This is a genomic window from Hyunsoonleella pacifica, assembly GCF_004310335.1.
Lineage (GTDB): Bacteria > Bacteroidota > Bacteroidia > Flavobacteriales > Flavobacteriaceae > Jejuia > Jejuia pacifica.
This window is the reverse complement of sequence record NZ_SIRS01000001.1, coordinates 492,325-516,874: the sequence shown is the minus strand read 5'-3', so window position 1 is coordinate 516,874 and position 24,550 is coordinate 492,325. Positions and strand designations below refer to the sequence as shown.

The 24,550-nt window shown below is 31.5% G+C and carries 16 protein-coding genes; 9 read left to right on the top strand and 7 right to left on the bottom strand.

Annotation, left to right across the window (positions count from 1 at the left end):
* Positions 1 to 239: 239 nt before the first annotated feature.
* The 9 genes from EYD46_RS01940 to EYD46_RS01900 all read left to right on the top strand — a co-directional run bounded on the left by EYD46_RS01940 (position 240) and on the right by EYD46_RS01900 (position 14,470).
* The gene (locus EYD46_RS01940; RefSeq protein ID WP_130935366.1) at positions 240 to 1,490 is read left to right on the top strand and encodes a HupE/UreJ family protein; all 1,251 of its coding nucleotides are present in this window, start codon (positions 240 to 242) and stop codon (positions 1,488 to 1,490) included.
* 10 nt (positions 1,491 to 1,500) lie between these two features.
* Positions 1,501 to 4,392: a non-ribosomal peptide synthetase gene (locus tag EYD46_RS01935; protein ID WP_130935365.1), complete on the top strand. Its 2,892-nt coding sequence runs from the start codon at positions 1,501 to 1,503 to the stop codon at positions 4,390 to 4,392.
* 23 nt (positions 4,393 to 4,415) lie between these two features.
* On the top strand, positions 4,416 to 5,765 hold the full coding sequence (locus EYD46_RS01930; protein WP_130935364.1) for a thioesterase domain-containing protein: 1,350 nt from the start codon (positions 4,416 to 4,418) through the stop codon (positions 5,763 to 5,765).
* A 10-nt stretch (positions 5,766 to 5,775) separates the two neighbouring features.
* Complete coding sequence (locus EYD46_RS01925) at positions 5,776 to 6,498, top strand: 4'-phosphopantetheinyl transferase family protein (RefSeq protein ID WP_130935363.1); 723 nt, start codon at positions 5,776 to 5,778, stop codon at positions 6,496 to 6,498.
* 292 nt (positions 6,499 to 6,790) lie between these two features.
* Positions 6,791 to 7,288, top strand: a complete 498-nt coding sequence (locus EYD46_RS01920; RefSeq protein ID WP_130935362.1) for a toll/interleukin-1 receptor domain-containing protein — start codon at positions 6,791 to 6,793, stop codon at positions 7,286 to 7,288.
* Entirely contained in the window at positions 7,288 to 9,849 is a 2,562-nt protein-coding gene (locus tag EYD46_RS01915; protein WP_130935361.1) for a hypothetical protein, read from the top strand. The genes EYD46_RS01920 and EYD46_RS01915 overlap by 1 nt, the downstream gene beginning before the upstream one ends.
* Complete coding sequence (locus tag EYD46_RS01910; RefSeq protein WP_130935360.1) at positions 9,842 to 12,145, top strand: SPFH domain-containing protein; 2,304 nt, start codon at positions 9,842 to 9,844, stop codon at positions 12,143 to 12,145. The genes EYD46_RS01915 and EYD46_RS01910 overlap by 8 nt, the downstream gene beginning before the upstream one ends.
* Entirely contained in the window at positions 12,142 to 13,722 is a 1,581-nt protein-coding gene (locus EYD46_RS01905) for a MotA/TolQ/ExbB proton channel family protein (RefSeq protein ID WP_130935359.1), read from the top strand. Before EYD46_RS01910 ends, EYD46_RS01905 begins: the two co-directional genes overlap by 4 nt.
* A 1-nt stretch (position 13,723) precedes the next feature.
* A complete protein-coding gene (locus EYD46_RS01900) occupies positions 13,724 to 14,470 on the top strand; it encodes an OmpA family protein (RefSeq protein ID WP_130935358.1) in 747 nt (248 codons plus the stop codon).
* Positions 14,471 to 14,609: 139 nt separating this feature from the next.
* On the opposite strand, the gene EYD46_RS01895 is transcribed toward EYD46_RS01900, so the two are convergent.
* The 7 genes from EYD46_RS01895 to EYD46_RS01865 are packed head-to-tail and all read right to left on the bottom strand — an operon-like array spanning position 14,610 to position 24,523.
* Positions 14,610 to 18,215, bottom strand: coding sequence for an nSTAND1 domain-containing NTPase (locus tag EYD46_RS01895; RefSeq protein WP_130935357.1), 3,606 nt, complete (start codon positions 18,213 to 18,215; stop codon positions 14,610 to 14,612).
* A 6-nt stretch (positions 18,216 to 18,221) separates the two neighbouring features.
* A complete protein-coding gene (locus EYD46_RS01890; protein WP_130935356.1) occupies positions 18,222 to 20,915 on the bottom strand; it encodes a toll/interleukin-1 receptor domain-containing protein in 2,694 nt (897 codons plus the stop codon).
* 55 nt (positions 20,916 to 20,970) lie between these two features.
* Entirely contained in the window at positions 20,971 to 21,501 is a 531-nt protein-coding gene (locus EYD46_RS01885) for a RipA family octameric membrane protein (RefSeq protein WP_130935355.1), read from the bottom strand.
* A gap of 2 nt (positions 21,502 to 21,503) precedes the next feature.
* Positions 21,504 to 22,466 (bottom strand): caspase family protein, encoded by a 963-nt coding sequence (locus EYD46_RS01880; protein WP_130935354.1) that lies wholly within the window; start codon positions 22,464 to 22,466, stop codon positions 21,504 to 21,506.
* A 3-nt stretch (positions 22,467 to 22,469) separates the two neighbouring features.
* Positions 22,470 to 22,916, bottom strand: coding sequence for a hypothetical protein (locus EYD46_RS01875; RefSeq protein ID WP_130935353.1), 447 nt, complete (start codon positions 22,914 to 22,916; stop codon positions 22,470 to 22,472).
* A complete protein-coding gene (locus EYD46_RS01870) occupies positions 22,913 to 23,722 on the bottom strand; it encodes a hypothetical protein (protein ID WP_130935352.1) in 810 nt (269 codons plus the stop codon). The genes EYD46_RS01875 and EYD46_RS01870 overlap by 4 nt, the downstream gene beginning before the upstream one ends.
* 3 nt (positions 23,723 to 23,725) lie before the next feature.
* Positions 23,726 to 24,523: a caspase family protein gene (locus EYD46_RS01865; protein ID WP_130935351.1), complete on the bottom strand. Its 798-nt coding sequence runs from the start codon at positions 24,521 to 24,523 to the stop codon at positions 23,726 to 23,728.
* Positions 24,524 to 24,550 lie beyond the last annotated feature (27 nt).

Below are 24,550 nucleotides of genomic sequence, written 5' to 3'. Positions count from 1 at the left end.
ATTAAAATATTTACTAAAGCAATTTCTATTAAGTTGTTTTCTCTTCATTAGTAAATATATAGTAATCACACATAGAGTTAAAATTCATTTTTAACACTTTGACGATTAATATTCTGAATTTATCGAAAAAAAAGACAATAAACATTAACAGTCTTTCAATATTTGCGATATTGAAATAAAAAATCGACAAAAGACACTTATACTTTATAAAGTGTTTTTACTAATAAACCCAACCCATTATGAAGATATTTACATCCTTGATATTATTTATTGGATTATCACTATTATCGGTAAATAAATTGTATGCTCATAAACCTGAAAACGCGTTAATATATTTGAAAGTATATGAACAAGAAAATGTAGAAGGCAGCTTTCATGTCAATGTTCACGATATAAATAATGCTTTGGACCTAAATCTAGGTAAGCATATTTCTTTGAAAGAGGTAGAACCCCATATAGATAGAATAAAATATTATTTAAAACAAAATTCTTCTTTTACATACCAAAACAAAGTGTATGAAATTGTATTTAACAATGATAACGAAATTCTATGGGTTGGTTTTGGTGACTTTATTTCGTTAGGGTTTTATTTGAAAGACTCTAAAAATGTACCTGATTCATTAAATATTACATATAAAGTTTTTATAGAAGAAAACCCAAAACATGTAAATCTGTTAGCAATGGAATACAATTGGAAAGCTGGACTAATTCATAATGAATCTATAATTGCCTTAGATTTTGATAAAGATAATTTAACAAAAACATTATCACTTAAGGATGGGTCTTTATGGACAGGATTTGTAGCTATGATAAAGCAAGGGACTCATCATATATGGATAGGGCTTGACCATATTCTCTTTATTCTTGCTTTAATTTTGCCTGCTGTAGTTAGAAGAAAAGAAATTACCGCTTCTACCAGCACAGTAAAAACTTCTAGTTTATGGAATTGGCACCCTGTAGATAAGTTCAAACCTGCTTTTATTTACATAGTAAAGATTATCACTTTTTTTACTATAGCGCACACAATAACACTTAGTTTAGCATCTTTACAAATTTTAACTTTACCTTCTAGACTTGTAGAATCTCTAATTGCGCTTTCTATTGGTTTGGCCGCATATCATAATATCAAACCAATTTTTAAAGGAAAAGATTGGGTAATAGCCTTTGTATTTGGTCTGTTTCATGGTTTTGGTTTTGCTACAGTCTTAGGCGAGCTTGGTTTTAAAGGGGAAAATCTATCATTATCCTTATTAGGTTTTAATATTGGAGTTGAAATTGGGCAATTAGTTATTATAATAGCTATTTTCCCTATTCTATATCTTATAAGAAAACTAAAATTATATCCTAAATTTTTAGTGTACCTTTCGGCTATACTTATCATTATTTCATTGTATTGGCTAATAGAACGTGCTTTTGATATTGATTTACCTCTAGATGAGGATGTTAAAAGAATTCTTTTTCCTGTAGTAAAATGGTTAGGGTTACGTTAAAAAAATAGCTGTGAATAAAGAAGAAAAGAAAATATCTCTCCTTGATAAATGGAAAAATAGAGATAGTAATACTATACTCCAAAACACCATACAAAAAGCTCCTATTGGTGTTAATCTCCCTTTATCTCATGGGCAAAAAAGACTGTGGTTTTTACAACAATTATATCCTAAAAACCCTTTTTATAATTATTCTGAAACATATACCTTAAAAGGTAAACTATCTGAAAACTCTCTAATTGGAAGTTTAAAACACATATATTTAAATAACGATGTTTTAAGAACAACTTATCATATAGAGAATGGAGAAGTGTTTCAAAAAATAAATAATGATAATGAATTAAACATATTAGTTTTTGACTTAACTAAAAAATCATCCAAATTAAAAAAACAAGAAATCAATGATATAATTGAGAAAGATGCCAAACAGTATTTTGATTTAACTAAATCTCCACTTATAAGGTGTACTTTAATTAAAAAAAGTGAAACTGAGAGCGTACTCATAATAACCATGCATCATATAGTTATAGATGAGTGGTCCATGAAAATTTTTAGAAAGCAATTATCTAAATATTATAACTTATTAAATATCAATGGAGAAATTAGAGATATAGATGATGAAACAAATAAATTGCAATATACCGATTATGCTTACTGGCAAAGTAAAAACAGTATAAATAAAGACCATCTATTTTATTGGAAAAATAAACTTTCAGGAGAGATACCTAGTTTAGACTTACCTACAGATTTTTCTAGACCAGCAAATCTCAATTTTAAAGGTTCTTTTTCAAAAACAGTTATTTTTGAAAATGATGTATCAAATAAAATAATAGCACTTTCTCAAGAATTAAGTACCACTCCATATGTAATTTTATTATCTGCATATTTTACATTATTACACTGGTATAGCGGACAAAATGATATTTTAGTTGGTTCCCCAGTGACCAATAGAGATCAAAAATCACTAGAAAACATTATTGGCTTCTTCATTGATACATTAGTAATTAGAACTGAAGTAAATCCTTCAATATCTTTTAAAGAATTTGTAGAGGTAGTTCGTAAAAACACCTTAGAAGCATTTTCTAATAAAAACATTCCTTTTGATCTACTAGTTAAAGAGTTGAATATAGATAGGTCATTATCAACAAATCCTTTTTTTCAAGTTATGTTTGTTTATAATGAAGAGGTTGAAACTCTTCATTTTAATGATAATTTAGAACTTACCCATGAATATTTTGACACTAAAGTTGCAAAATTTGACCTCACTTTTTTTGTAACTAAGCATAATGATACATTTAGTTCTAAATTTGAATTTTCTACTGAGTTATTTAATGAATCTACTATAAATAGTTTTCAAGAGCATTTTAATATATTATTAAAAGGACTTATTAATTCCCCTAATTTAAAACTATCCAAAGCTCCAATACTAACAGATTCGGAAAAAGCATTATACACTCAAGAAAATATAAACTCTTACAATTTCGAAGCTATAAATGGTATTCACAGCTTAATAGAAACTAATGCATTAAAGCAGCCTAATAAAATTGCTATCAGCTTTAATAAGTCTTCAATGAGTTACAAGGAACTTAATAATAAATCAAACCAAATAGCCTTAGAAATATTAAGTATCACAGAGGGAAAAAATATAATTATAGCATTATGTATTGAGCGTTCTATTGATATGATTGTTGGCATGTTAGGCATATTAAAAGCTGGATGTTGCTACCTACCTATTGATCCAGAATACCCCAAGGAACGAGTTGATTTTATGCTTAAAGACTCCGAAGCACAAATAATAGTAACTACTAATGAATATTCGCAAAACTTTGTTTCTGAACAGTTTTCAATTATAAATATAAAAAATATTGACTCTCCCATCGCTGAAATAGCAGATATAAAGTTACCCAAAGTATTAAATCATCAGTTAGCATATATAATTTACACTTCAGGCAGTACAGGTAAACCCAAAGGAGTTGCTATAACCCATAAAAATATTATTAATTCTACGCTAGGTAGGTTTGAGTTTTACAGTGACGCTCCAGAAGTATTTCTATTAATGTCTTCAATATCTTTTGACAGTTCTAAAGCTGGAATTTTTTGGACATTATGTAAAGGGGGCAATCTTATTATTACAGAAAAGAGAATTGAACAGGATATTGAAAAACTGGGAAATATCATAAATGCGTATAAGGTAACTCATACCTTAATGCTTCCCTCTTTGTACAGTCTCTTAATTAATTATGCTGATTATGATAAAATAAAATCACTAAGCACAGTTATAGTAGCTGGGGAAGTATGTCCTCCAGAACTATGTAAAATACATTTTAACACCTTTTCAAATATTAATCTTTATAATGAATATGGACCTACTGAAGCTTCTGTATGGTGTATCGCTCATAAAGTTACAGAGGAGGATTTATCTACAGAAAAGATTCCTATTGGAAAACCTGTTGCAAATACAGGCATTTATATATTAAACGAAGATTTAAAATACCTACCGCAGGGAGCTGTAGGTGAAATTTACATTGGAGGTACTAGTTTGTCTAATGGCTACATAAATCGAAAAGAACTTACAGAGGTTTCGTTTATAAAAAATCCAAATAAACCAGAAGAACGTCTTTATAAAACTGGAGACTTAGCCAGATATGACTCAAATGGGAATATTGTTTTTCTTGGTAGAGTAGATCAACAAATTAAAATAAGGGGCTATCGTGTGGAACTAAGCGAAATTGAAAACGCTATAAAACAATTTAGTTCAGATATAACTAAAAGTATCGTTTTATTTGAAGAAGATGATTCTGATAGCGAACTAATTAATGATACTGTTTTAAATGACGATGAAACTTTTTTTAAACTTCTTAAATCGTTGAACGATGAAGAACTTAAAGAGATATTTACCAAATAACTGTCACTTTTCTATAATAGTATATGACTGAAGAATATTTACATAACACATATCAACAACTATCTGAAGAAGAAAAATATAGTATAAAGTTAAAAGTTTTAAAACTAAAGCAAACTAATACTATTGATTCTAAACAAAAAAAGACAAAACAATTAACCGCTTATGTTAAATCTAATAAACTTATAGATTTAGAAACTTTTAAACTTTATTTAAAAGATCAGTTACCTCAATATATGATTCCTAATAGGATTTTCGAATTAGATAGTATTCCCCTTTTACCAAATGGTAAGGTTGATTTAACTAAGTTAAAGCATAACAGAAAAAACTATTCGAATAAGAAAAATATAACTTCAAAAACAGTAGGCTTACCTAAAAATGAAACTGAAAAGCAATTAGTTAAACTTTGGGAAGACGTTTTAGGCATTTCTTCCATTAGAGTAGATGACAATTTTTTCTCTATAGGTGGAGATTCAATTTTAAGCATTCAATTAGTATCTAAAGCTAAAAAATTAGGGCTTAATTTAAGACCAAATCAGTTATTTGAAAATCAAACTATAAGAGAACTTTCAAAAGAGCTTTTAAACGATACTAATAAGCTTAAGAACGACATATATTTAACTTCTATAAGGAAAAAAGGCAATAAAACACCTCTTTTTTGTATTCATTCTGGTGGAGGTCATGTATTCTTCTATGGCCCCTTAAAGGAATACTTAAAAAAAGGGAGACCTATATATGCTTTAAACCCATCTGGATTAAATAGCGGTGAGACCATGCATGAAAATGTTGAAAACATGGCAAAAGATTATTTAAAAACTATTAGAAAAATTCAACCTCAGGGTCCTTACAATATTTTAGTATACTGTTTTAGTACCTCAGTAGGAAACGAGATAGCAGCCCTTCTCGAGAACACAGAAGAAAAAATAAATATTATAGTTATGGACACTATGGCATCTGCTTGGAATGCCACCGACAATGAAACAATAACAGTACGTGTAAAATTTTTCGTTAAACGTTTATTTAAAGCTCCAATACAAACTATAAAACTATATTTTCAAGATAGATACTATTTAATTGAACCAATCCTTGTTAAACTATTTGGTAAACCATATGAAAAAGAACTTGAAAAATTAAAAGCTAATTTGAGAAAAATAAGTGTTGACTATAAATTTAAATCACATTCTGGAAATGTCTCACTTATTATGACTCAGAAAGAAGACAAAAGATTTGAAAATTTTGTAATTCAATCATGGAAAAACTTAACTTCAGGCAAAGTTTCCATAACATATACACAAGGACATCATAATACACTTTTTGAAAAATCAGATATAAAATATGTTTCTAAAAAAATTGACCAAGTAATAATAGACAGTTAAAAAACATCATTTGAGCTCTCTAATAATAGAAAAGAACAGTGCCCATGTATGGTTGATAAAAAAAGAATCAATCATTAAACATATTAAATACTTCAATAAACTCTTGTCTGAAGATGAAAAACTTAAAGTAAGTAAATTTAAATTCAAAAAAGATAAAACAACTTCAATTATAGCTCGCGGTAGTTTGAGAGTATTACTATCTAAGTATCTAAACTATCCTGCAACCGATTTTTCATTTTCTTATGGGGTATACGGAAAGCCATTATTACTTGATAATCAATCTATAAAATTTAACATTTCTCATTCTGGAGAAATAATAGTTATTGCATTTTGTAACCTTTATGATATTGGTGTAGATATTGAATATGTTGAAAAAGGTTTTAACGTTCTTGATATTGTAAATAATTATTTTTCAAATGCTGAAATACAAGCATTACATAACTTACCTGAATCAGAACATATTGAGGCTTTCTATAGAGGGTGGACAAGAAAAGAAGCCTTTATAAAAGCAAAAGCTAAAGGGTTATCCTTCCCTTTAGCTTCTTTTTCTGTATCAATTGATTCAGATAAAACAACTGATTTATATGAAACTATTTGGGATAAAAAAGAAAAAGAATTGTGGGATATTATTCCTTTTAAAACTGCTACACATTATAAAGCTGCACTTGCTGTACAAGCAAAAATAAATAGTATTAAATATTTTGAATTAAACTCAGAAAACATATTGATGTAGCATATCTACTTTCCGATACAAATTTGATACAATAAAAATTAAACTAAATAAATATTATAACGACTACTAAATTCCTACAAATATTTACTTTGTAAAAGTTAAGAGCTTGTAAAGTTTACTTCATTACACCTCAATAAATTGCAAGCTTGATCTCTATTAAGTTCTTTAAGAAAAACTACAAAAGAATTAAAAATCTTCAATAAATATTTCTATGTAGAACGCTTTATACCTATAAATGGGGATTGAATTGTCTTTTTTTAAAATATACATTAGCTGACATAATTCAAAATACATGGAAAGACAATACAAATATGACATTGCTATTTCCTTTGCAGAAGAGGATTATCAAATTGCTAAAAATATTGCATTGGCACTGAGAAAAATAAACCTTGAACCTTACTATTATAAAGATGACAGGGGGCGTAATTGGGGAACCAACCTTTTAGACACGATTACTAAGGTCTACAAATACGAGTCCCGTTTCGCCTTGATTCTTGTTTCCAAAAATTATTTAGAAAAGAAATGGACTACTTTGGAGCGCGAAATCATTCAAAGCGTTCATCGGGATTCTGCAGACTACTTATTGCCTTTAAAACTGGATGATACTCAGCTTCCAGATATGCCCCCACATATCATTCATGAAGAGTACAGCAATAATCCCGATGAAATTGCCGTGCTGTGTCACAAAAAAATCCAAAGCCTGCCCATACATCATTATCCTCCCTTTGATGAGGCCCCAAAAGTGGTTAACAACATTGGAACAGTAAACAACATGACATTCAATCTGTAATGAGCAAGGAGGAAAATAAGAATACAAACGATAATAATGTTGAGAATCAAAATTCAGATAGGCACGAATTGAGTAATTCCAATAAATTATCCGAAAATGACCGTTCGTATATCGTTGAAGAAATTAAAAAGTTTCTAGAGGATTCGCAATCCTCTGGTGGAAGTCCAAAGCTAATAAACGACACTGGTCCGGTTGCTAACATGAATTTTTATCTGAACAATACTAAAAAACATGAACAAGTAAACAATAATGCTGATAATTTTCATAGAGAATTTGATGTAAATGTTGAAGGAGAAAATGATAGAGGGCCCAAGGACAGCATTAAGAAAGAAAAATCAGATAAACTTGACTGTTTTAGTCCTTTTGAAAGAGTTGAGCAAACCCGTCCTTTTTTATTCTCCCAAATTGATGTTTACACCTACATAAAATATTTGGAGAAGGAACATTTTATCTTGTTTGAATATCCCGACAAAGTCTCTTACAAATATCTTGTTGATGTAATCCTGAATACTTCTCCGTTTGGTACTGCCTCCGTTTTTAATCTTGACCTTGACAAACAAAAAAAATTATCTGCTGAAGAGCAATTTCAACTCATCTATGATTTTAACGGGGTTGATGAGAAAATAGATATTCTTATCATAGAGCTGAACGAAAAACAATTTAACAACCTAATAAGAAAGCGAACTACGATTCAATTAAGGGGTTTAAAAAGAAACTTAAAGCTTAAACAGCTTCGGTTAATTTACTTTTTTCGCTCAGAAAGTGCGCAAATCATAATGCGTACTGAATTGCCAGATTTTTATTTTGAAATAGACTTCCTAAAAACCTTTTTATATGAGCACGTATCCCAGAATAAAGATGAGATTCAGACTAACTACACTGAAATAGCAAGTCAACGAAACAATAAACTCTGGGACAAGCCCAAAAACAATTATAATTTTTATCAGATTCTAAGTCATCATTTACAAGACGGAACCCTTACCGAAAGAATAAAAAGGGGCAACAATAAAAACACCAAACTCGAGGAGCTCAAACCCGTAAAAGTTTCAGAATTGGTAGGCTACGATGACTCAGCTTCCAAGACCATTTTGTTTATTGTCACTTTTTTTGATAAGCTCAAACTAAAGGATTTTAGGGGTTTGGTACAGTTTTATCTTACTATTAAAGAAGATAAGGGAAATAGAGGTTTCAACAAGAAAGGAAAAAAGAAAAAGAAAAAAAGAAAAGTAACTCAAAGTTTCTTAGAAGATTGGGAACAAAACTACAAGAGGATTTTTGATGCAAATCACCTTAATGTTAAAAAATTAGAAACCAAAGAACAAGTTGTAAGTTTTAAGGTCCCTTATCTGCAACAAGATCTTTATGAGTATTTTGAAGAATCAGACCCTATTTATTTTCAGAAAAATTTTGAATATCTTCTCCACTCAGAATTTTTGCTTCACTATGAAGGTTCGGACCAACTCGTTAATTCTTTCGTAAAATTTCTTGCCGTCATGGCTGCAAAAGATCCGGAGCACTATGGTACTTCGGCACTTATTGATATTGTTCGCCAATATGGACTCAGGGTGTATCAAATTAAATCAAATGCCGAACAAGACAATGACCATGAATATTGGTCCGCTATTTTCTCCAAGGATACTCAAAAAATAATTTCTAGGCTGGCAGACTTAATTCATGAAATCCTTCAATTTGAACATTTGGGGGCAATGGTCAAAGAATTCTTTGATATGCTATTGGTGAATGATGAATTGGGAATTGTAGTGCAGATTATTGCTGAAGTCGCTAATCGGGAAGGCTATTCCGAGCATTTTGATATGTTCTATTGGTTAAAGGAAATCATAAAACGAGATCAGAATGAAGACAACCAAGAACTTGCTTATCAACTAATGCTTCGAATTAGCTTAAAAAGTCCCTTTTCCATTTATAGAATTTTTGAATTGATATTAAGCTGGAAAGATGAATTAAGAGTTAAAGATCAATACCATAGTTTGCTTTTTGATTGTTGCAATCGCTTTATTGTGGATTTTTGCAAAAACGCTCTTAGCACTCACTCGGGAGGTTATCAATCCTTTATTTTTTTCAAGAACTTGGATGGTAATAATACGCTGGAAATCCTTTTGCCGTTCATTAAACTTCTATTTGATCAAGACTTCATTTACACCGAATTATCCCTTAGTGCAGATATGACCAAGGAGGACAGATTTGCTACTTACAATAACATACAAGTACAACGTATTATTACCATGGCAGCAATCTTGGAGTCCTTAAATCATATTTTACTTGAAGATATAGACGAGGGAGTCGATTCAGAAGCAATCAGCATACGAAACGCATTACTAAAAGCTTCAATCAGAACTGCCAGCAAATACCAACTCAAAAATCTTATTGCGTATTGGAGGTTTAAGAAAGAGTACTATCTCGAAGAATCCATTAGGCTATTAAACGCGAAGAAAAAAATTGAACGTAAAGAAATCCGTACCAAAAGGCAATATCTGGTTAGATTGATCAAAGCCTTTAATACCATATTGAAAGAATCTAAAAAAGAAAAGAGTCATGAGTAAAATAAATGCCATTTCAAACATTATACAAAAAATATCTAATGATGACCTTCCCAAGAATCTAAAGCCATACGAATTCATCTTTGCTTTTGATATAAAAAAGAAAAAGATTGTTGAAGCACCAAAGGGAATCAAAAAAAGGTTCTCTTTCACAGCTATAGACTATTATTTGCTCAATCAAAATTCGACTATTGATATCACTTTCAGCGATTTTCCGACAAAAGGTGGTGATGGGGTGGAATTGGACCTATCCGTAAAGTTAAATCTAGAATTAAAGGACGGTCTTTCTAAAGATGGCCTAAAAGCTCCCATTGAAAAATTTATAAGTGAAGGAAAAAGCTACAGCAATTATGAGCAGTTACTGAGAGATGTTATACGGATGAAGATAAAGTCTTTTGTAAAAAATTACTCCCAAAGTAACCCAAATACCTTTGTGGAAGATTTCTTTAAAGCAAAAAAGAAATTGGAGGGAGAGATTGCAGGCCAACTTGAAAATTATGGTTTGGATGGTCACATAAAAATAACTTCAAAAAACGAGACACAAATCCCCAGAATTCTTGAGTTCGAAAAGAGAATAGAAGTTCGGGTCAAAGACTTAGGGAAACTGCTTCATATTAAATACAAAATTGAAGCCCTTTTGGATTCCAACAAAAAAAATCTAGCTCTCCAGAGTTTTGGAAAAGAGAATGACATCAATACTAAAATTGAAATAGCATTAAAAGAATTTATTGGCAATTACAGCTATAAAGATTTTTTGGATGAACGTGAAGATAAAATTATTGTTCCGTTCAAAAGCAAAGAACTCACCCAAATCCTTGCCAATTTTGGAAGAAAAGTAAACTATTTCCAAATCGAACATGATAAAGGTAGTACCCTAGAAATAACGTCCGAGACCTTTGAAGAAACTGTTGAGTGTAAAATTATAGGGTACAACAAACCTATAAAGGTTGAAAACTATGTGATGTTGGCTATAAAAGACCCAGCGAAATATGAGAAAGCCAATATAGAAGATTTAAACAAATGGATACGTGAAAACATCCAAAAAGTAACTAAAAGACTTCTTTTTGGAGAATCTTATTCCAGTATTGTACTTCATGATTCCAGAATCGAAGAGGCAATTAAAGAAAATCTACATGAAATTTGTATTGAAAGTGGCCTTGAAGTAGATCAACATGTGGTCACCCCAGACCTTCCTCCTCTTAAAATCAAAAAAGAAGGGTTTGATATTGAGTCAAATAGAATCTATTCCACCAAAAGCAGTTCAGTTTCAATTGAAATAAAGCTTGTTCTAAGTGGTAAAATTCCGGATCTGGAAAAAATTCCGGACTATATAAATCCTAATATTGACATTTCCGAAGAAATAAAGAAAACAGCAGAAAAGGCCACCAAAAGAATATTGCACCGCACACAACCTCATGCGGCCTTCATGTATTTTGATCTCTTACCGGAAGGTGAGAGCATCTATGAGGATTGTCCAAATTGCCATGTAAGAGAACGTATTAGAATTGAAATTACCAAAGAGTTGGAAGGCTTTTTTATTTCTAAACTGGATGTCAATCCTAGTATCAATGAAACAGGCCCCGTTGAAAAAGTAACCATACTAAAAAGAGGGGTGAATAAACTTGAAATGGAAATAAAACCATGGAATGGTAATGAAGATGCTGAACGGGTAAATTTCCATATTCATTATCAAATTGAAGGAGTAAATCCAAATTACTGGGATAAGTTTCAAACCTATCTAAGTAGTGAAGAGGCAGAAATATATGAATCCATTGATGAGACCCTAATTGGAGATTTTAAATCAAAATTACCAACACTCCCAATGGAGTATCTAAGATTTAGAGACTTCAATACGCTAAAAGAAGTTAAATCAAAGGTCATTGATCCTGTAACGGTTAAAATTGCTTCTGTCACAGGCCTAAATGTTCAAATTGTCAATTTTTATAGAGACACCACCCAATGGGAAGAACTCAATATTGCAGATACAGAACACTTGGGCAGCACGCTGCAACAAAGCAATAGAGATGCCCTAGCCATTTCCCATAATGCTCGACTTAAAGAACTGAACGTCCTTAACAAGCGAAAAATAGATTTGATACAAGATAATGAAGATGGTGATAATGATGATGCCATTGCAGACATCAATAAGAAAATCATAGAGATTACAGAAGAAATACCAAATTTTCAAATCTCCAAGGGAAAGCGACACCTTAAAAAGTTAAAATCCCCTGAAAAAAAAGATTTCTCATTAGGTTATTTTAAAGAACTCCCAGAAAACAAAAATACTGAAGAAGAATGAGCAGTACTACCATTAATAAATTTGCAACATCACGACCTAAAAACCTATATTTCTCAACAGATTTTTTGTTTAAGAGTCAAATGCGACCTGGAATCTGGTTCCTTGTAACGTCCATAATTCTAATTCTCCTGTTTTTAAAATACTTCGATGATTATAATAAAGGCGGAAACTTAATGGTTACCGATTTCACCACCTTAACTGTTTATCTCTCTATATTTATTCTAGCACTTTATGCCAATTACTTAGTACTATCTGGTATTGCTTCCTTACAAGTTGAAACCGCGAACGCCATGGTCATTTTCAGAGATATGGGCGATGTACTACGAAAGATTCGAGGTGAAGAAAGAAAAAGAATAGAACTTGATGAAATGGAATTGTTTTTGGCTGATAATCCCGATAAAAACATTGCAATGTTGCGATTGGCAAGAGGTATTATTTCTGATGCTCGAGATCGAAAGTTTGACTCCCCTGCTGTTATTATGCAACCTTACAAACATGAATCCATAAGATACTTGGCAAAAGTGGTTACTATTCAAAAAATTGCCTTGCAATTGGGTATTACTGGCACTTTTATTGGGTTAATAGCAGCATTCATTGAACTCAATAATAATAATATTGGAGACTCTTCTCTAGCAGATATTATCATTCCGTCCTTAAAGTATGCTTTCATTACCAGTATTGCAGGTCTTATTGCTGCAATTGCAATTGGTATACTAATGTTGCTTTACAGAAAAATGCAGGACAAGTTTTTTAGGCAAATGGAGTATGCTACCCAGACAATGATTGCCTTGGCAAGAAATTCAATAAACAAAGACGATTTTATAAATGAATTCGGTCAACTCAACAATGCCTTAGACCAGGTTCAAAAAAGAATTTATGATCAAAGTCGAGAGGTCGCCGATCAAACCTCGAATATTTCAAATGGTTTATCAAAACTCAACGAAGTAAAAAATGAATTCTATAATTTTCTTGGGCAGTTATCCGATGAAGAAAAAACATTTTTAAAAGAAATACGAGATTACCACCGCAATATTTCTCCACAGAAAATCAGCGAGAATCTTAAAGAAAGTTTTACTGGCACCGTTACTTCAATTGCAGGGTTGTTAGAGGATAACCTAACTAAGAATATTAAAAAATACGATGTGTTACATGAGTCTGTTGATCAAACCAACGATAGTCTTATTAAACTTAACACTCATCTGGGTGATCAAAACAGCCAAATAAAGGCAATTTCTAACCTATTAAGCGACATTGGTAAAAATTTTGAAAATTCAATGGATAAAATTGCCAACTCTCAATATGAATTTATAGATAAAATTACTGGATCCCATGTAAGCTCTGAGTTGAGTGCCAACATGGTACAGGCTTCCTCAGATATTTCAAAATCATTGTCTAATCAATTAACCGGGTTACAAAAAGACCTCGGTCAATTTAAAAATGAACTTAGGGTTTTTAACAAAAATGTAAATGCTTATTTCGACTCTCGAAAAAAACTCGAGAATCTATTATATAAAACCCTAGCATTTACTGTTGGTATTACAGGAACCGCTTTAATTGTTAAATGGGTTTTCTTTTAAAATGGATGATTTTGAAGACACATATCAAGAAGAAACTACCTTTACTGCTGGTACGGACCTCACAATATCATTGGTGGCCATACTTACACTACTGCTAGCCTCTTATCAAATTAAAATCTCGGAGTATGAAAGAGAGGCAAAACAACAAGAGGCAATTTTTGACCGTATTGAAAAAACACAACTGGAAATCATCGAAAGCTTTGCTAAAACATATAGTGTAGCATACCGCCAACCCAATAAAGAACAAAAAGAGTATATTATTTCCTTTTCTAAGAAAAACACTAATGACGACTACGACATCAAATTTTTCAACAATTTAACCTCCCAGAAAATAATTTTTGGGGAAAATATTTTGTTTGAATCTGGTAAATATGCTTTAAAAAAACGCGGTGAGAATTATATAGAAACAGCCTCAGAAATTTTAAAGGAAAAGAGGGGGGAAATTCAGGAAATTCGGATTTTAGGCCATGCCGATACAACAAATACCCGTAAGACGAAAAATTTCAATTTAAGACTAGCAAGTAACCGTGCTCAAGCTGTTTATTCCTATATGAGGGACTTTGGTGGGATTAATCCCGCTGAACAGATTATCTCCGCTGCAAGTTATGCCGAGTATATGCCCGTAAATCGTGACTACAAAAATCGAGAATACGATAATAAAGATTTAAGAGAAGACAATGCTACTTTTCAAAAACGTGCTCAAAATAGGAGAATTGAAATGGAATTGCGTTTTTATGAGGATTTTTAAACATAGTAAACCATCCAAAACCGTAATTGTTTTGAACTTGAAATACATCTCTTAAAAAGTCAGACTATAAAACCATTAGAATTGTAATATTTTTATTCTGAATAACATTACATTAATTATAAAATTCGAAGAGTATATTTTAGAATTTAATATTTGGATTAACCTCAAGAATACTGTCAATTGATGATAGACTTAAACCTTCTGATTCCTTAAATCGTATAAATATTTTTCCTTGAGGAAGTTTTTTGTACAGAAAATTTGAATCCTTATTGGAAATACCAAAAATGTTAATTTCTTTGACTTGATCTAAATTTTCAAGATTTTGATAATTACTTAAGTTTGGGCAATTTCTTAAGGTTAAGTTATTTAAGGATTCAAGTTTTTCAAGACCATGAAGGTCTATGAGAGATGTATTTCTGTAAATATTTAGATATTCTAAACTATTGAGTCCTTCTAATTCATTAAAGCTTATGGGATATTTTGAATTGCGTAATTCTAATGAATCAAGAGACCTTAGCTTGTGGATATTTGGAATGGGATTATAGCTTATTAGATTTCGTAAATTTATTTTAAGACTTTTCAGTTGCCTGAGATCATTTAAAAAATTAAAGTCGCTGATTTCAGAATTTAATTCAAATTCCAAACTTTCCAAACTCCCAGCATTTGAAATATTACCCAATTCATGTAGTCTACGATTTCCGTTTAGTCTAAAAACTTTTAGGTCACTTAACATCCCTTTAAAATTGATATCTACTAAAGAATCACAATAGGTTATACTCAACTCTTCCAGTCCATCTGTGGTATTAAGGATATCCAAATTCCTTAAATTATTCTGATTGGTAATTGATATAGATTTAAGTTTTGGCATTACCCCAATTTCATTTAGACTATTTAATCCATCAATGTTCCTCAAATCTAGTTTTTCCAGGTTTTTAATTTCAGTAAGGGTTGGTTTCTCATTAATAATTAATTCGGAAAGACCTAATACTTCTAAGTTCTTTAAGTCTTCTAAAATTTCAAATTCAAAAATCTCATTGCTGTTAATATCAAGCTCTTTTAATTTCTCATTTAAATTTCCTTTGAGGAGTCCTTTACCTGAAAAATCTCCACTGATCTTTAGATATTTTAAGTTTGGAGTTTGCTCCAAAAATTTATTAACGAAATTTTCTTTTATTTCACTATAACTAAAATCCAAGGATAAACTGTCCATATAGGTCATATCCTCTAAAGTCTGGATATTCCAATTAGAATCATAAATGTCTATATCCAAATTTTGTAATTCTATATTACCTAGAGGTTTCAGGCTTAACTGTTCATTTTTAAAGTTACACGAGGAAATTATGAGGGTTTTTAGACCAGAAAGACCGGACAAAAAATCTAAATCTTCAATTTCAACAAAATCAAGTATTAATGTGGTTAAAGATTTTAAGGAATTTAAATTTTCAACATCAATAAAAGTTTCATCGTCATAACCTTCAAGTTCAAAAAATTGGATTGAATCTAATACCTCAACACCTTTCATTTTTTTCAAGCCTGAGCATTCGTATATCCTCAGAAATTTAAGCCTGTGAGGGTTTTTAAGGTTTTTTAAAAACTCTAAATCCTTTATTGGAGCTTCATTAATTTCTAATCGTTTCAGTCCCTTAAAGAATTCTAGATTATCTAAGATGTAGTCATAATTGTTAAAATCAACAGTAAGGTTTTGCAGACTATCTAGAAAATTTTGAAGTATCTCCTCATCTTTTGGTAACTCCAATGAAAAAAAGTAATCCGCATTTACTAATTGCTTAAAAAAACTCTTTTTTTTATTGTAAGGTTGAAACCATATGAAGTAAGCAAACAAGAAAGAACCGAATAGAATTATCATTGATAACGACCACTTGGCTTTAGACATAAATGAATTTTGACTTTTTGATATAAATTCATTGATGTCTTCGTTTGACAAATCGGGATTGCTAGACCTCCATTTATTAGCCCTACGGGTTTTTTTAAGCGATAATAACTTTTCATCTCCATTTTCGTAACCTTCTATATGATTTAACAACCTATCGCGGTATTTTAGAGCATTCCTTCTTTCGTCTATCCATACTTTTAGTCTCTCCCATCTTCTAATCAAAGCTTCATGAACAATTTCAATACTAAAATCATCTTCAAATTCATCATCTTCATTAAGGCTAGCTGATGATTTCCATATTGAAACGAGCCTTCCTTCTTCTCCAACTAAATATTCAAAAACTTGTTTAACCTCTGATTGGTCATAATGATTATTCAAACTATCAAAAACACTACTCTTGTCAACTGTACGTTTCACATCTTTTTTATTGCTAGTAACTTCAATTAAATTAACGAGCAAGCTCTTCAAGATTAATTCCTTCTTCTTGTTTTTTCCGTTTCGAGTAACATTTCTATACACATTCTCTGCATGTTCCTGAATAATTCCTGTAATTCCTCTGTTACCAGAAATTTTCACAAATTCTTGAGTACTAATTATTCCATCCTCAATAGTTTCATCATTCCAAAGCATTTGAAGAGTAAATTGTAATATTGGTAAAGTACCATCGATTTCCTTTGTATCATTTAATAAAGACAATATTAGTTCTTCATGAAATTTAACCCCATTTACTCGTGCGGGCTCAGCTATTATTTCTTTAAGGCTATTTTCCCAATTCTCTGGATGTAATTTATAGTCTAAGCTATTTAGTAGAAATTTAATTTGGTGATTGCCGCTAACAAACTCAAAATTTGCTAATGCGGTGGCAAAATCACTTCTAAAATTAATTAAAACAATAATACTTGAATGAGATTTAGACATCTTGCTAATCCCAGTTAAGAGTTCCAAAAGTTGTTCCCTTTCTCTTAGCGATGCTTTATCTTTATCATTGCATTGTGTGATAATCTCTTCAAACTGGTCAATACATATTATAAGATTGTGTAGCTTATTAATAATCTCATCAGATGTTATATCATTACTGGATATTATTCCAGCATCTAACAAGCTATATCTTAAATTAAAAAAAGGTTTTTTTCCAGGGGTAATAACTACATAGTTGTATTTTTTGAATTCGTCCTGTTGTTTTAGGTTATATATAATTCCCGCCTTAACAAAAGAACTCTTTCCAATACCAGAATCACCTATAATACTTAAAAAAATATTACCCGATTTTGCCCTAAGAATCTTTACACATTGATTTATTTCCTTCTTTCTTCCAAAAAAATATGTTCCGTCATTAACTCCAAACGATTTAAGACCTTTATATGGATTTTTCTTATTGATTGGATTAAGAAAACTAAACGGGAATAAACATTTAAATAAAGCATTTTCTAGTTCGGTTTCATTCTTAAAAGGATGACTAAACTTCCCCCGAAACTTTTCTTTAATACGATTGTACTCTTCGATATTATCAACCTCATTCTTATCGAATTCTACAAGAGGAAGACAAAATATTTTTTTGTTGTGCCGTATTGCCGCATCAAACTCAATCTCTGTATAGGTTCTTTTTTCATCTGGTGGATATGAACCTACCCTTTTACCAAAAATCAATACATAAATATCACTTTCCTTTACTGCCTTTTCACAATCTTCAGTAAACAATTGAAAATCTCCAGTATCATACATCCTTTCCATAATTTTAGGGTGTAATTCAAACTTATCCTTTAATTGATTTTCAATCAAGTTTTTAAGTGTTTGCCTATACTCCCTAAGGTCTATAAAGGTTGATGATATGTAGACTTTCCATTTTGGCACAAACTATTAATCTGGTATATAACTCGATACGTCGTGAATCATAATGTCTCCTTCCTCATTTGCTAAAACAATTTTTTTACCATCCATACTAACAGAAGCAAATTCAGGCTTTCTAGAAAACCTCCAAGGTAAATGATATGCAAAATCAAGATCATTAAATTGATGACTAATTGAAAGGGTTATCATGTCTGTTTCTTCAGAGAAATTCAACTCAAACAAATACGTATTAATTTTATTAAAGATTACTTCCCATGCACCTAAATTGCTCATAATTTCAGATACCTCAGCATTATTGTCGATTACCATAGTTCCATTGAACTCTTTTAGTGCCATTATCTTATTCTTATTGGATACGGATAAAATTTTCTTGATTCGATCAACATTCCAATGAACTTCACCTAATCCATCAGTAATACTTGATGGTTCAAAAATCAGCGTATCATTCCTGATATTAGATTCGTTTATAGACATCATTAAAACTCTTCCTTCAACACACTCAGAGTCCTTAGAAAAAGTTTCAGAATCACCATAAAATATATTCAATTCATTTCCCAAACGTGCAATTGCATGTACTTCTCTTTCAAAATAGTCTTCTGCTTCTGGGATTTCCAAGTATGAAATTCTTGGTTTTGAATTTTTAATTGACTTTTTAATTAATTTTATTTGATTGTTGTAAATTTTTTTTTCAGCCAACCATACCATTTTTTTTCCTTTATCAATCCAGCTTATAAATTCAGAATCTTCAGGGCTATAAAATTCCATATCATAGATTCCCTTATTCTTAGAGTAATTATAACAGAAAATGATGCCTTTTCCTGAAATGAAATGAACTTCATTTTGAACAGGATTTATTCTTAAACAAGAAACCTCTTTTATTAATTGAGGTAAATACCATTCAACCCATTCACCTAAATTCAATCTTAGAACCCTTATTCTGTCCGTAGTTATTACCACCAAAGCAGTGCCATCATTAGCAATTCTAACATCTAAAAGCTTTTCATTTTTCCAACTATATTTACCTCTTTCCACTAAGTCTAGTGAAAAATCATTGACCGAATTCAAGCTTGACGTATCAATTTGCCACAGATTCCCTTCATCGGCAACAAATACTGATTTTCCATCTGCAGCAAATTGTGCCGCAAATACTGGCTTACCTTGCATCTCACCTCTTTTAAAACCGGTAGCTGTATCAAGAACCAGCATTCTACCTTCATAGGTGCCTGCAAAAATTATTCGTCCATCTGGCGATTCAACAATTACATGATCGACTAATCTACGACCATATTCTACGTCTATACCATCATCTGGGTGAGTTCTATATAGATTGTCATCATCCAATTCGTTGTTGACTAGAATGGAATCTCTACTTTCTTTTGGGTTTGGAAATTTCAAATAATTATTTTCAATTTTACTATATTCATTCGATTTCTCAACCTCTTTTCGTATTCCTGTAATTAAAGAATATTCATAAAATACTGTATCGTTTTGAATAAGTAAAAGTTCTTCTCCTGAATCTTTAAACTCGGCAATCTCAGATCTGTGAAGGCCAGAATATATGAATGCCCCAACTTCTGATCCAATTTCTTTTTCGATAAATCGTTCACCTGTCTGCAAATCAATAACTTCAAATGAAGTCCAATCTTGAATACCTTCTAATTCTGGATTCCCTCCAAAATTCTGGTGATCATAAACAATTAATATTTTCTTTTCGTTTTCTGATAAGAATATATATGATACCGCCGGTTGAAGAGTGGTAATTATATTGCTACCCAACATACCGGCCTCTGTAGCAGCCAAAGCATGCTTTATAATAATTGGATTCATTTCAATACGGGTAAATTCTTCATAAACTTTTTCAAATGTATATTCAGCATAAAAGACATCTGATTTGACAAGTTGTTCCTCGCCATTACGAAATTCATTTATAGCTTGACTCAAGTCCAATTCAAATTGGTTTTTTTTGAGGGTCGTTCGAACTTCTTGCAAACTCTTTTTTGCTAACTCTTCCAATCTCGTTGCACGGTCAGCTCTTTTTTGGGTAGCTTGAGCCAATTTCTCAATATCCCTTATTCGGTTTTCTCCTATTTCAATTGAATTTAACAATGAATCTGATTCAGTATTTAATTTACCAATAGTATGTTTCGATTGTTCAATGATTTTTTGAAAAGAATTAAATGTAAAAAATGCAACTAAGAGACCAAATAATATAGCCGTTATCGTTAAATAAGTTAATTTTCGAAGTCTAGAATTCTTAGTATTAAAACCAATGGTATCTAAAATCCTTTTGACAATTTTCTCTGAGGGCTGTCCTAGCATTAAGGCGTCTGAATTTTCTTTTGCGAGAGCTAAACCCCTAATTTCATCGAACCAATCTGCATCTTCTAGTGAACCAAAGTCGACGGGAATAATTGGTCTTTTATTTCTTTGGTTTTTGAATAAAACAACTTCTTCTAATACTGCTTCTGATTTCAAGGCATTATCAGAACCAAGGAGAACAAAAAAGTCACATCTTAACAGAGTTCTTTTAAGATTACTGGGAAGATCTTCGCCAGGTTCGGTTCCATGTTGATCTATAAAGCACTCTATTTTCTTTTTAGTAAGTTCATTAACCAAAGCCGCTGCATAATCGCTAGTATCTTTTCGAGAGTAGGATATGAAAACATCATGGCCAAACAAAAATTTCTTAAATGAGAACTTCATCGATGAGTCAAATAAAATTTTAATTCAATGGAATTCATCCAATTATAACTATTAATTAGATAATATCTTTAAAAAAGTTTTCGTCAAATAGACTTTTCACAAAAACACATAAATAGAATATGAGGAATATCAATGGTACAAACTGCTCTAATTTGCTCAAAGGCAAGTATTTTTTTAGTGATTTGCCTTCGCCCAATTCTTTCCACTCAGCAGACCAATATGGGCTTGAAGGGAGTCTTTCTTCTAGTTGACCTACAACTTTGAATTTAGCAGAATTTAAATTTCTATAGGATCGTAAAATCCACCACCAGGCAATACAGATTACAAGCCCGAGACAAGCAAGGAGAATGGGAATGTAATAAGAATATTTATCTTGGTTAGCCAAGGCGAAACCTAATCCAGTAATTAAAGAAGTACTTAAGCTTAAAAAAAACACATTAGTCGAATTCCTTCTCTGACTAATGCGATCGGCCATTTCGGTGTACATCTTGTACTGCTCTAAAATATGGGCTTGGTACAATTCTTTGTTTTCAACATATATGGAGTCTTTCTCGAATTCATTCCATAATTGGGAGGAATCACTCATAGCTATATTTTTTTATTTGAAACCAATTTCCAATAATATCTGCCCAACGGGGTCAATACGCAAGATTTAGACCATATTGCTGCATGATACATATGTGGGGCTTCAATAGGTACAACCAGGTTTAATCGATTGTACTTTTGCAATACTCCAAACTTTTTTGTGTTTACTAGATTTGGCATATTACTCTCTGGTTCGTAAGAGGGGTCTAGCTGATGTTCATCATCGGTATCATTGAATAATTCAGCTATTTTTCGCAAATCAGCAATAGTTATAGCAGGTTTAGTCTTTTTTATTAAAGTAAGCCCATTTATACTAATTCTACAGACTGGGGTTTGTTCCCAAATGCTTAGTGCCGGAGAGATATTTGCATATAAATTTTCTAAGAAAATATTACCTAAGATATCAGCTGCACTACCTTCTAAGGCATCAACCAAAAGTGATGTAAAAACCCCTCTTCCGTATTTCTCTACTGAAACCTCGTCTTCAGCTGATGAACATAATATGGTTAAACCCTCTGATAATTTTGCGATATCGTTGGCATGAATGTCCAATCCCAATTTACCAGAATGGCAACAATCTAAAATTATGATTTTATTGTCGGCAGGAGATTCATTGGCGTAATACAGCAATTCTGAAAGCGACAATCCCTCATCTCCTACCTTACATTCTGATGTAACCAGATACCCTCCTGAAGGTTTTATAAAGCCATGACCCGAAAAATAAAAGAGTGCGACATCTACATCGTCTTCAAATAACGCTTTAACTGAATCTTCAAGAGCCTTTTTGCGCAAAATACTCCCCGAATTTGTTGCTATGATTCTATTTATAGAAAAATTAAGAGATTTATCATCATCATTATGTTCAAGGGCAGATGCCACAGCATTCGCATCTTTAACACACCCTGAAAGTCCGTTAAATTTATCGTAATAATTTACCCCTACAACAAGTGCTTTTTTTGAAATCATTCTTTATTTTTTGGGTATTAACAAAGGTGAGATCACTGAAAAAAGTATTAAGCCCAAACCTGCAAATAAATAATCATGAATATCTGTCAATTTAAAGGGACCCCCGATGGCATAAACCCAAAAAACGAAGGCTAAAGTAGATACAAAAATCTGTGATTTTAGCAGTTTAAACTCCGAGGAAATGGCTCGCTTTACATAAAAGGGAGTTGCTACCAATAAAATGAAAAATACCACCCAATATGTAATTTCAGATTTGTGTAAAGTATCTGTTCCATTAGACAGTTGGCTCAAAATTAAATTATCTACCGCCAAAAAAGCTCCAACAATCTCTGCGGGTACTAGTTTTGCAACTTTATCTAAATGATTATCTGGATTTACCCTTAAGTTTTTACTATCCAAAGATTTAAATTCATAATCAGCTAGATCAGATTTTCTTATTATTCGTCTCATGACTCATCTTCTTTTTTGATTAACTCTAATAGAGCTTCTTGGATTTTATCTTTTTTGTTATCATATTCTTCCAATAACTTGTCCCAATATTTTTTTCTTGCATTTACTTCCGTGATCCTTACCTCAATACTTTCAACAAAAGCAAGATTTTTAAAGTTGAAAATTTCCATTTGCGGAGAATCAAAAATTATGGCTCCTCTGTTTTTTGGAAGGTGATTGTTAAGCGTATAGCTGTTTAATTCAATTTTTTGTTTTTCTCCATTATTATCAAAATAGGAAATAGTCACATCCACTATGAGATTGACCATATTTTGGTTCTTACTACCATTCTTGAGTTTTGCAGCAGAGAAATTATGCGTCACAGATTGCAATTCAACTCCTGAGTATATGATGTCCTTACCAAAAGGTGGGATAATATCAAAATCTAATTGAACTAAGGCATTACCACCTATCACCTTTTTGTAGGTAAAACCACTTAGACCAAAATAATTTATTAAGGAATCATTACTTTTTTCAAACAGTTTAACCTCAGAACCAAAAGTCGCAACATATTTTTTAGGATTATAAATTAATTTTGAGAGATTCTTCAATCCGAACTTTAGAGCGTCTGGCAAGATTGAAGTGGCTGCAGCTCCAAAACTTTTTGGATTTTCTATTAATGTTATTGATTCCTTAACGTCATTTACTTCTATTTTTTGAACCTTATTTTTGCTATCTAAGTAGTAATAGATTTCCCCATTTTGCGCCGTTACGAAAAGTGGAATTAGTGTTAGAATTATAACAAACTTGATGATATTTGTTTTCATAGTTTAAATTTTGAATGGATTAGTTTTAATAAAATTGTGATCTTGGTTTCCTTCAAAGGAAATTTGTGGTGTACGCCCTGTTGGTGTCAGCTCCCTTATTTTATCAATTAAAGCTTCGTGATCGCCTTTAAATACCCCATTATTCCAAACATCTTTTAGGTTTTGAGTAAACTCACTTAATGGGAAACCTGGCTTAGCTTTTTCATCATCTTTACATGCTGCTAAAGTCACGAGCCCGCACTTTAATTGAACATTTTCAATTGACCCCAAAAGTTGTTGGATAGCCTCATAGAAAGGCTTATTTTTTTCAAATATCTCAATAGACTTTTCCTCATCGAAAGCTTTAGCTTTATCTTCATCAACTAAAAAATTCTTGTAAATCGATTTATTATGACAACTATCTGTAATAATCAATACTCTTACTCCTTCTTTAAAATTACTACTCAACAAATAAATCTCATCATCTACTAATTGAGCGTCATACAAACACCAAGTTTCATCTCGCTGGTCATCTTTTGATTCGTCTCCATTCATATCAGGAATAAAACTTCCATGGCCAGAATAAGTAATTATTACAAAGTCTCCCTTTTGAGAATTTCTTGCTAATTCGAGCCAACTCTGACTTACTTTTTTTCTTGTTGCATTTTCTGTTAATAGCGTTTTTGTTCGAAAACCATTTGCTTTCATTATTGACTGCATATACAATGCATCATTTTGACAGCATGACAATCTACCGTTAGAACCGTAGTGTTTTGGATTAACTGAATTGACCCCAATGTGAAGAGAATAGCCTTTGTACATTTTATTAAGTTTAAGGCTTCAAAGATT

What these genes read in the sequence shown, in the direction of transcription:
- EYD46_RS01920 (WP_130935362.1), top strand. Translation starts at nt 6,791, where the DNA reads ATGGAAAGACAATACAAATATGACATTGCTATTTCCTTTGCAGAAGAG.
- EYD46_RS01870 (WP_130935352.1), bottom strand. Translation starts at nt 23,722, where the DNA reads ATGAAAACAAATATCATCAAGTTTGTTATAATTCTAACACTAATTCCA.
- EYD46_RS01885 (WP_130935355.1), bottom strand. Translation starts at nt 21,501, where the DNA reads ATGAGTGATTCCTCCCAATTATGGAATGAATTCGAGAAAGACTCCATA.
- EYD46_RS01940 (WP_130935366.1), top strand. Translation starts at nt 240, where the DNA reads ATGAAGATATTTACATCCTTGATATTATTTATTGGATTATCACTATTA.
- EYD46_RS01905 (WP_130935359.1), top strand. Translation starts at nt 12,142, where the DNA reads ATGAGCAGTACTACCATTAATAAATTTGCAACATCACGACCTAAAAAC.
- EYD46_RS01875 (WP_130935353.1), bottom strand. Translation starts at nt 22,916, where the DNA reads ATGAGACGAATAATAAGAAAATCTGATCTAGCTGATTATGAATTTAAA.
- EYD46_RS01880 (WP_130935354.1), bottom strand. Translation starts at nt 22,466, where the DNA reads ATGATTTCAAAAAAAGCACTTGTTGTAGGGGTAAATTATTACGATAAA.
- EYD46_RS01910 (WP_130935360.1), top strand. Translation starts at nt 9,842, where the DNA reads ATGAGTAAAATAAATGCCATTTCAAACATTATACAAAAAATATCTAAT.
- EYD46_RS01930 (WP_130935364.1), top strand. Translation starts at nt 4,416, where the DNA reads ATGACTGAAGAATATTTACATAACACATATCAACAACTATCTGAAGAA.
- EYD46_RS01900 (WP_130935358.1), top strand. Translation starts at nt 13,724, where the DNA reads ATGGATGATTTTGAAGACACATATCAAGAAGAAACTACCTTTACTGCT.
- EYD46_RS01890 (WP_130935356.1), bottom strand. Translation starts at nt 20,915, where the DNA reads ATGAAGTTCTCATTTAAGAAATTTTTGTTTGGCCATGATGTTTTCATA.
- EYD46_RS01865 (WP_130935351.1), bottom strand. Translation starts at nt 24,523, where the DNA reads ATGTACAAAGGCTATTCTCTTCACATTGGGGTCAATTCAGTTAATCCA.
- EYD46_RS01915 (WP_130935361.1), top strand. Translation starts at nt 7,288, where the DNA reads ATGAGCAAGGAGGAAAATAAGAATACAAACGATAATAATGTTGAGAAT.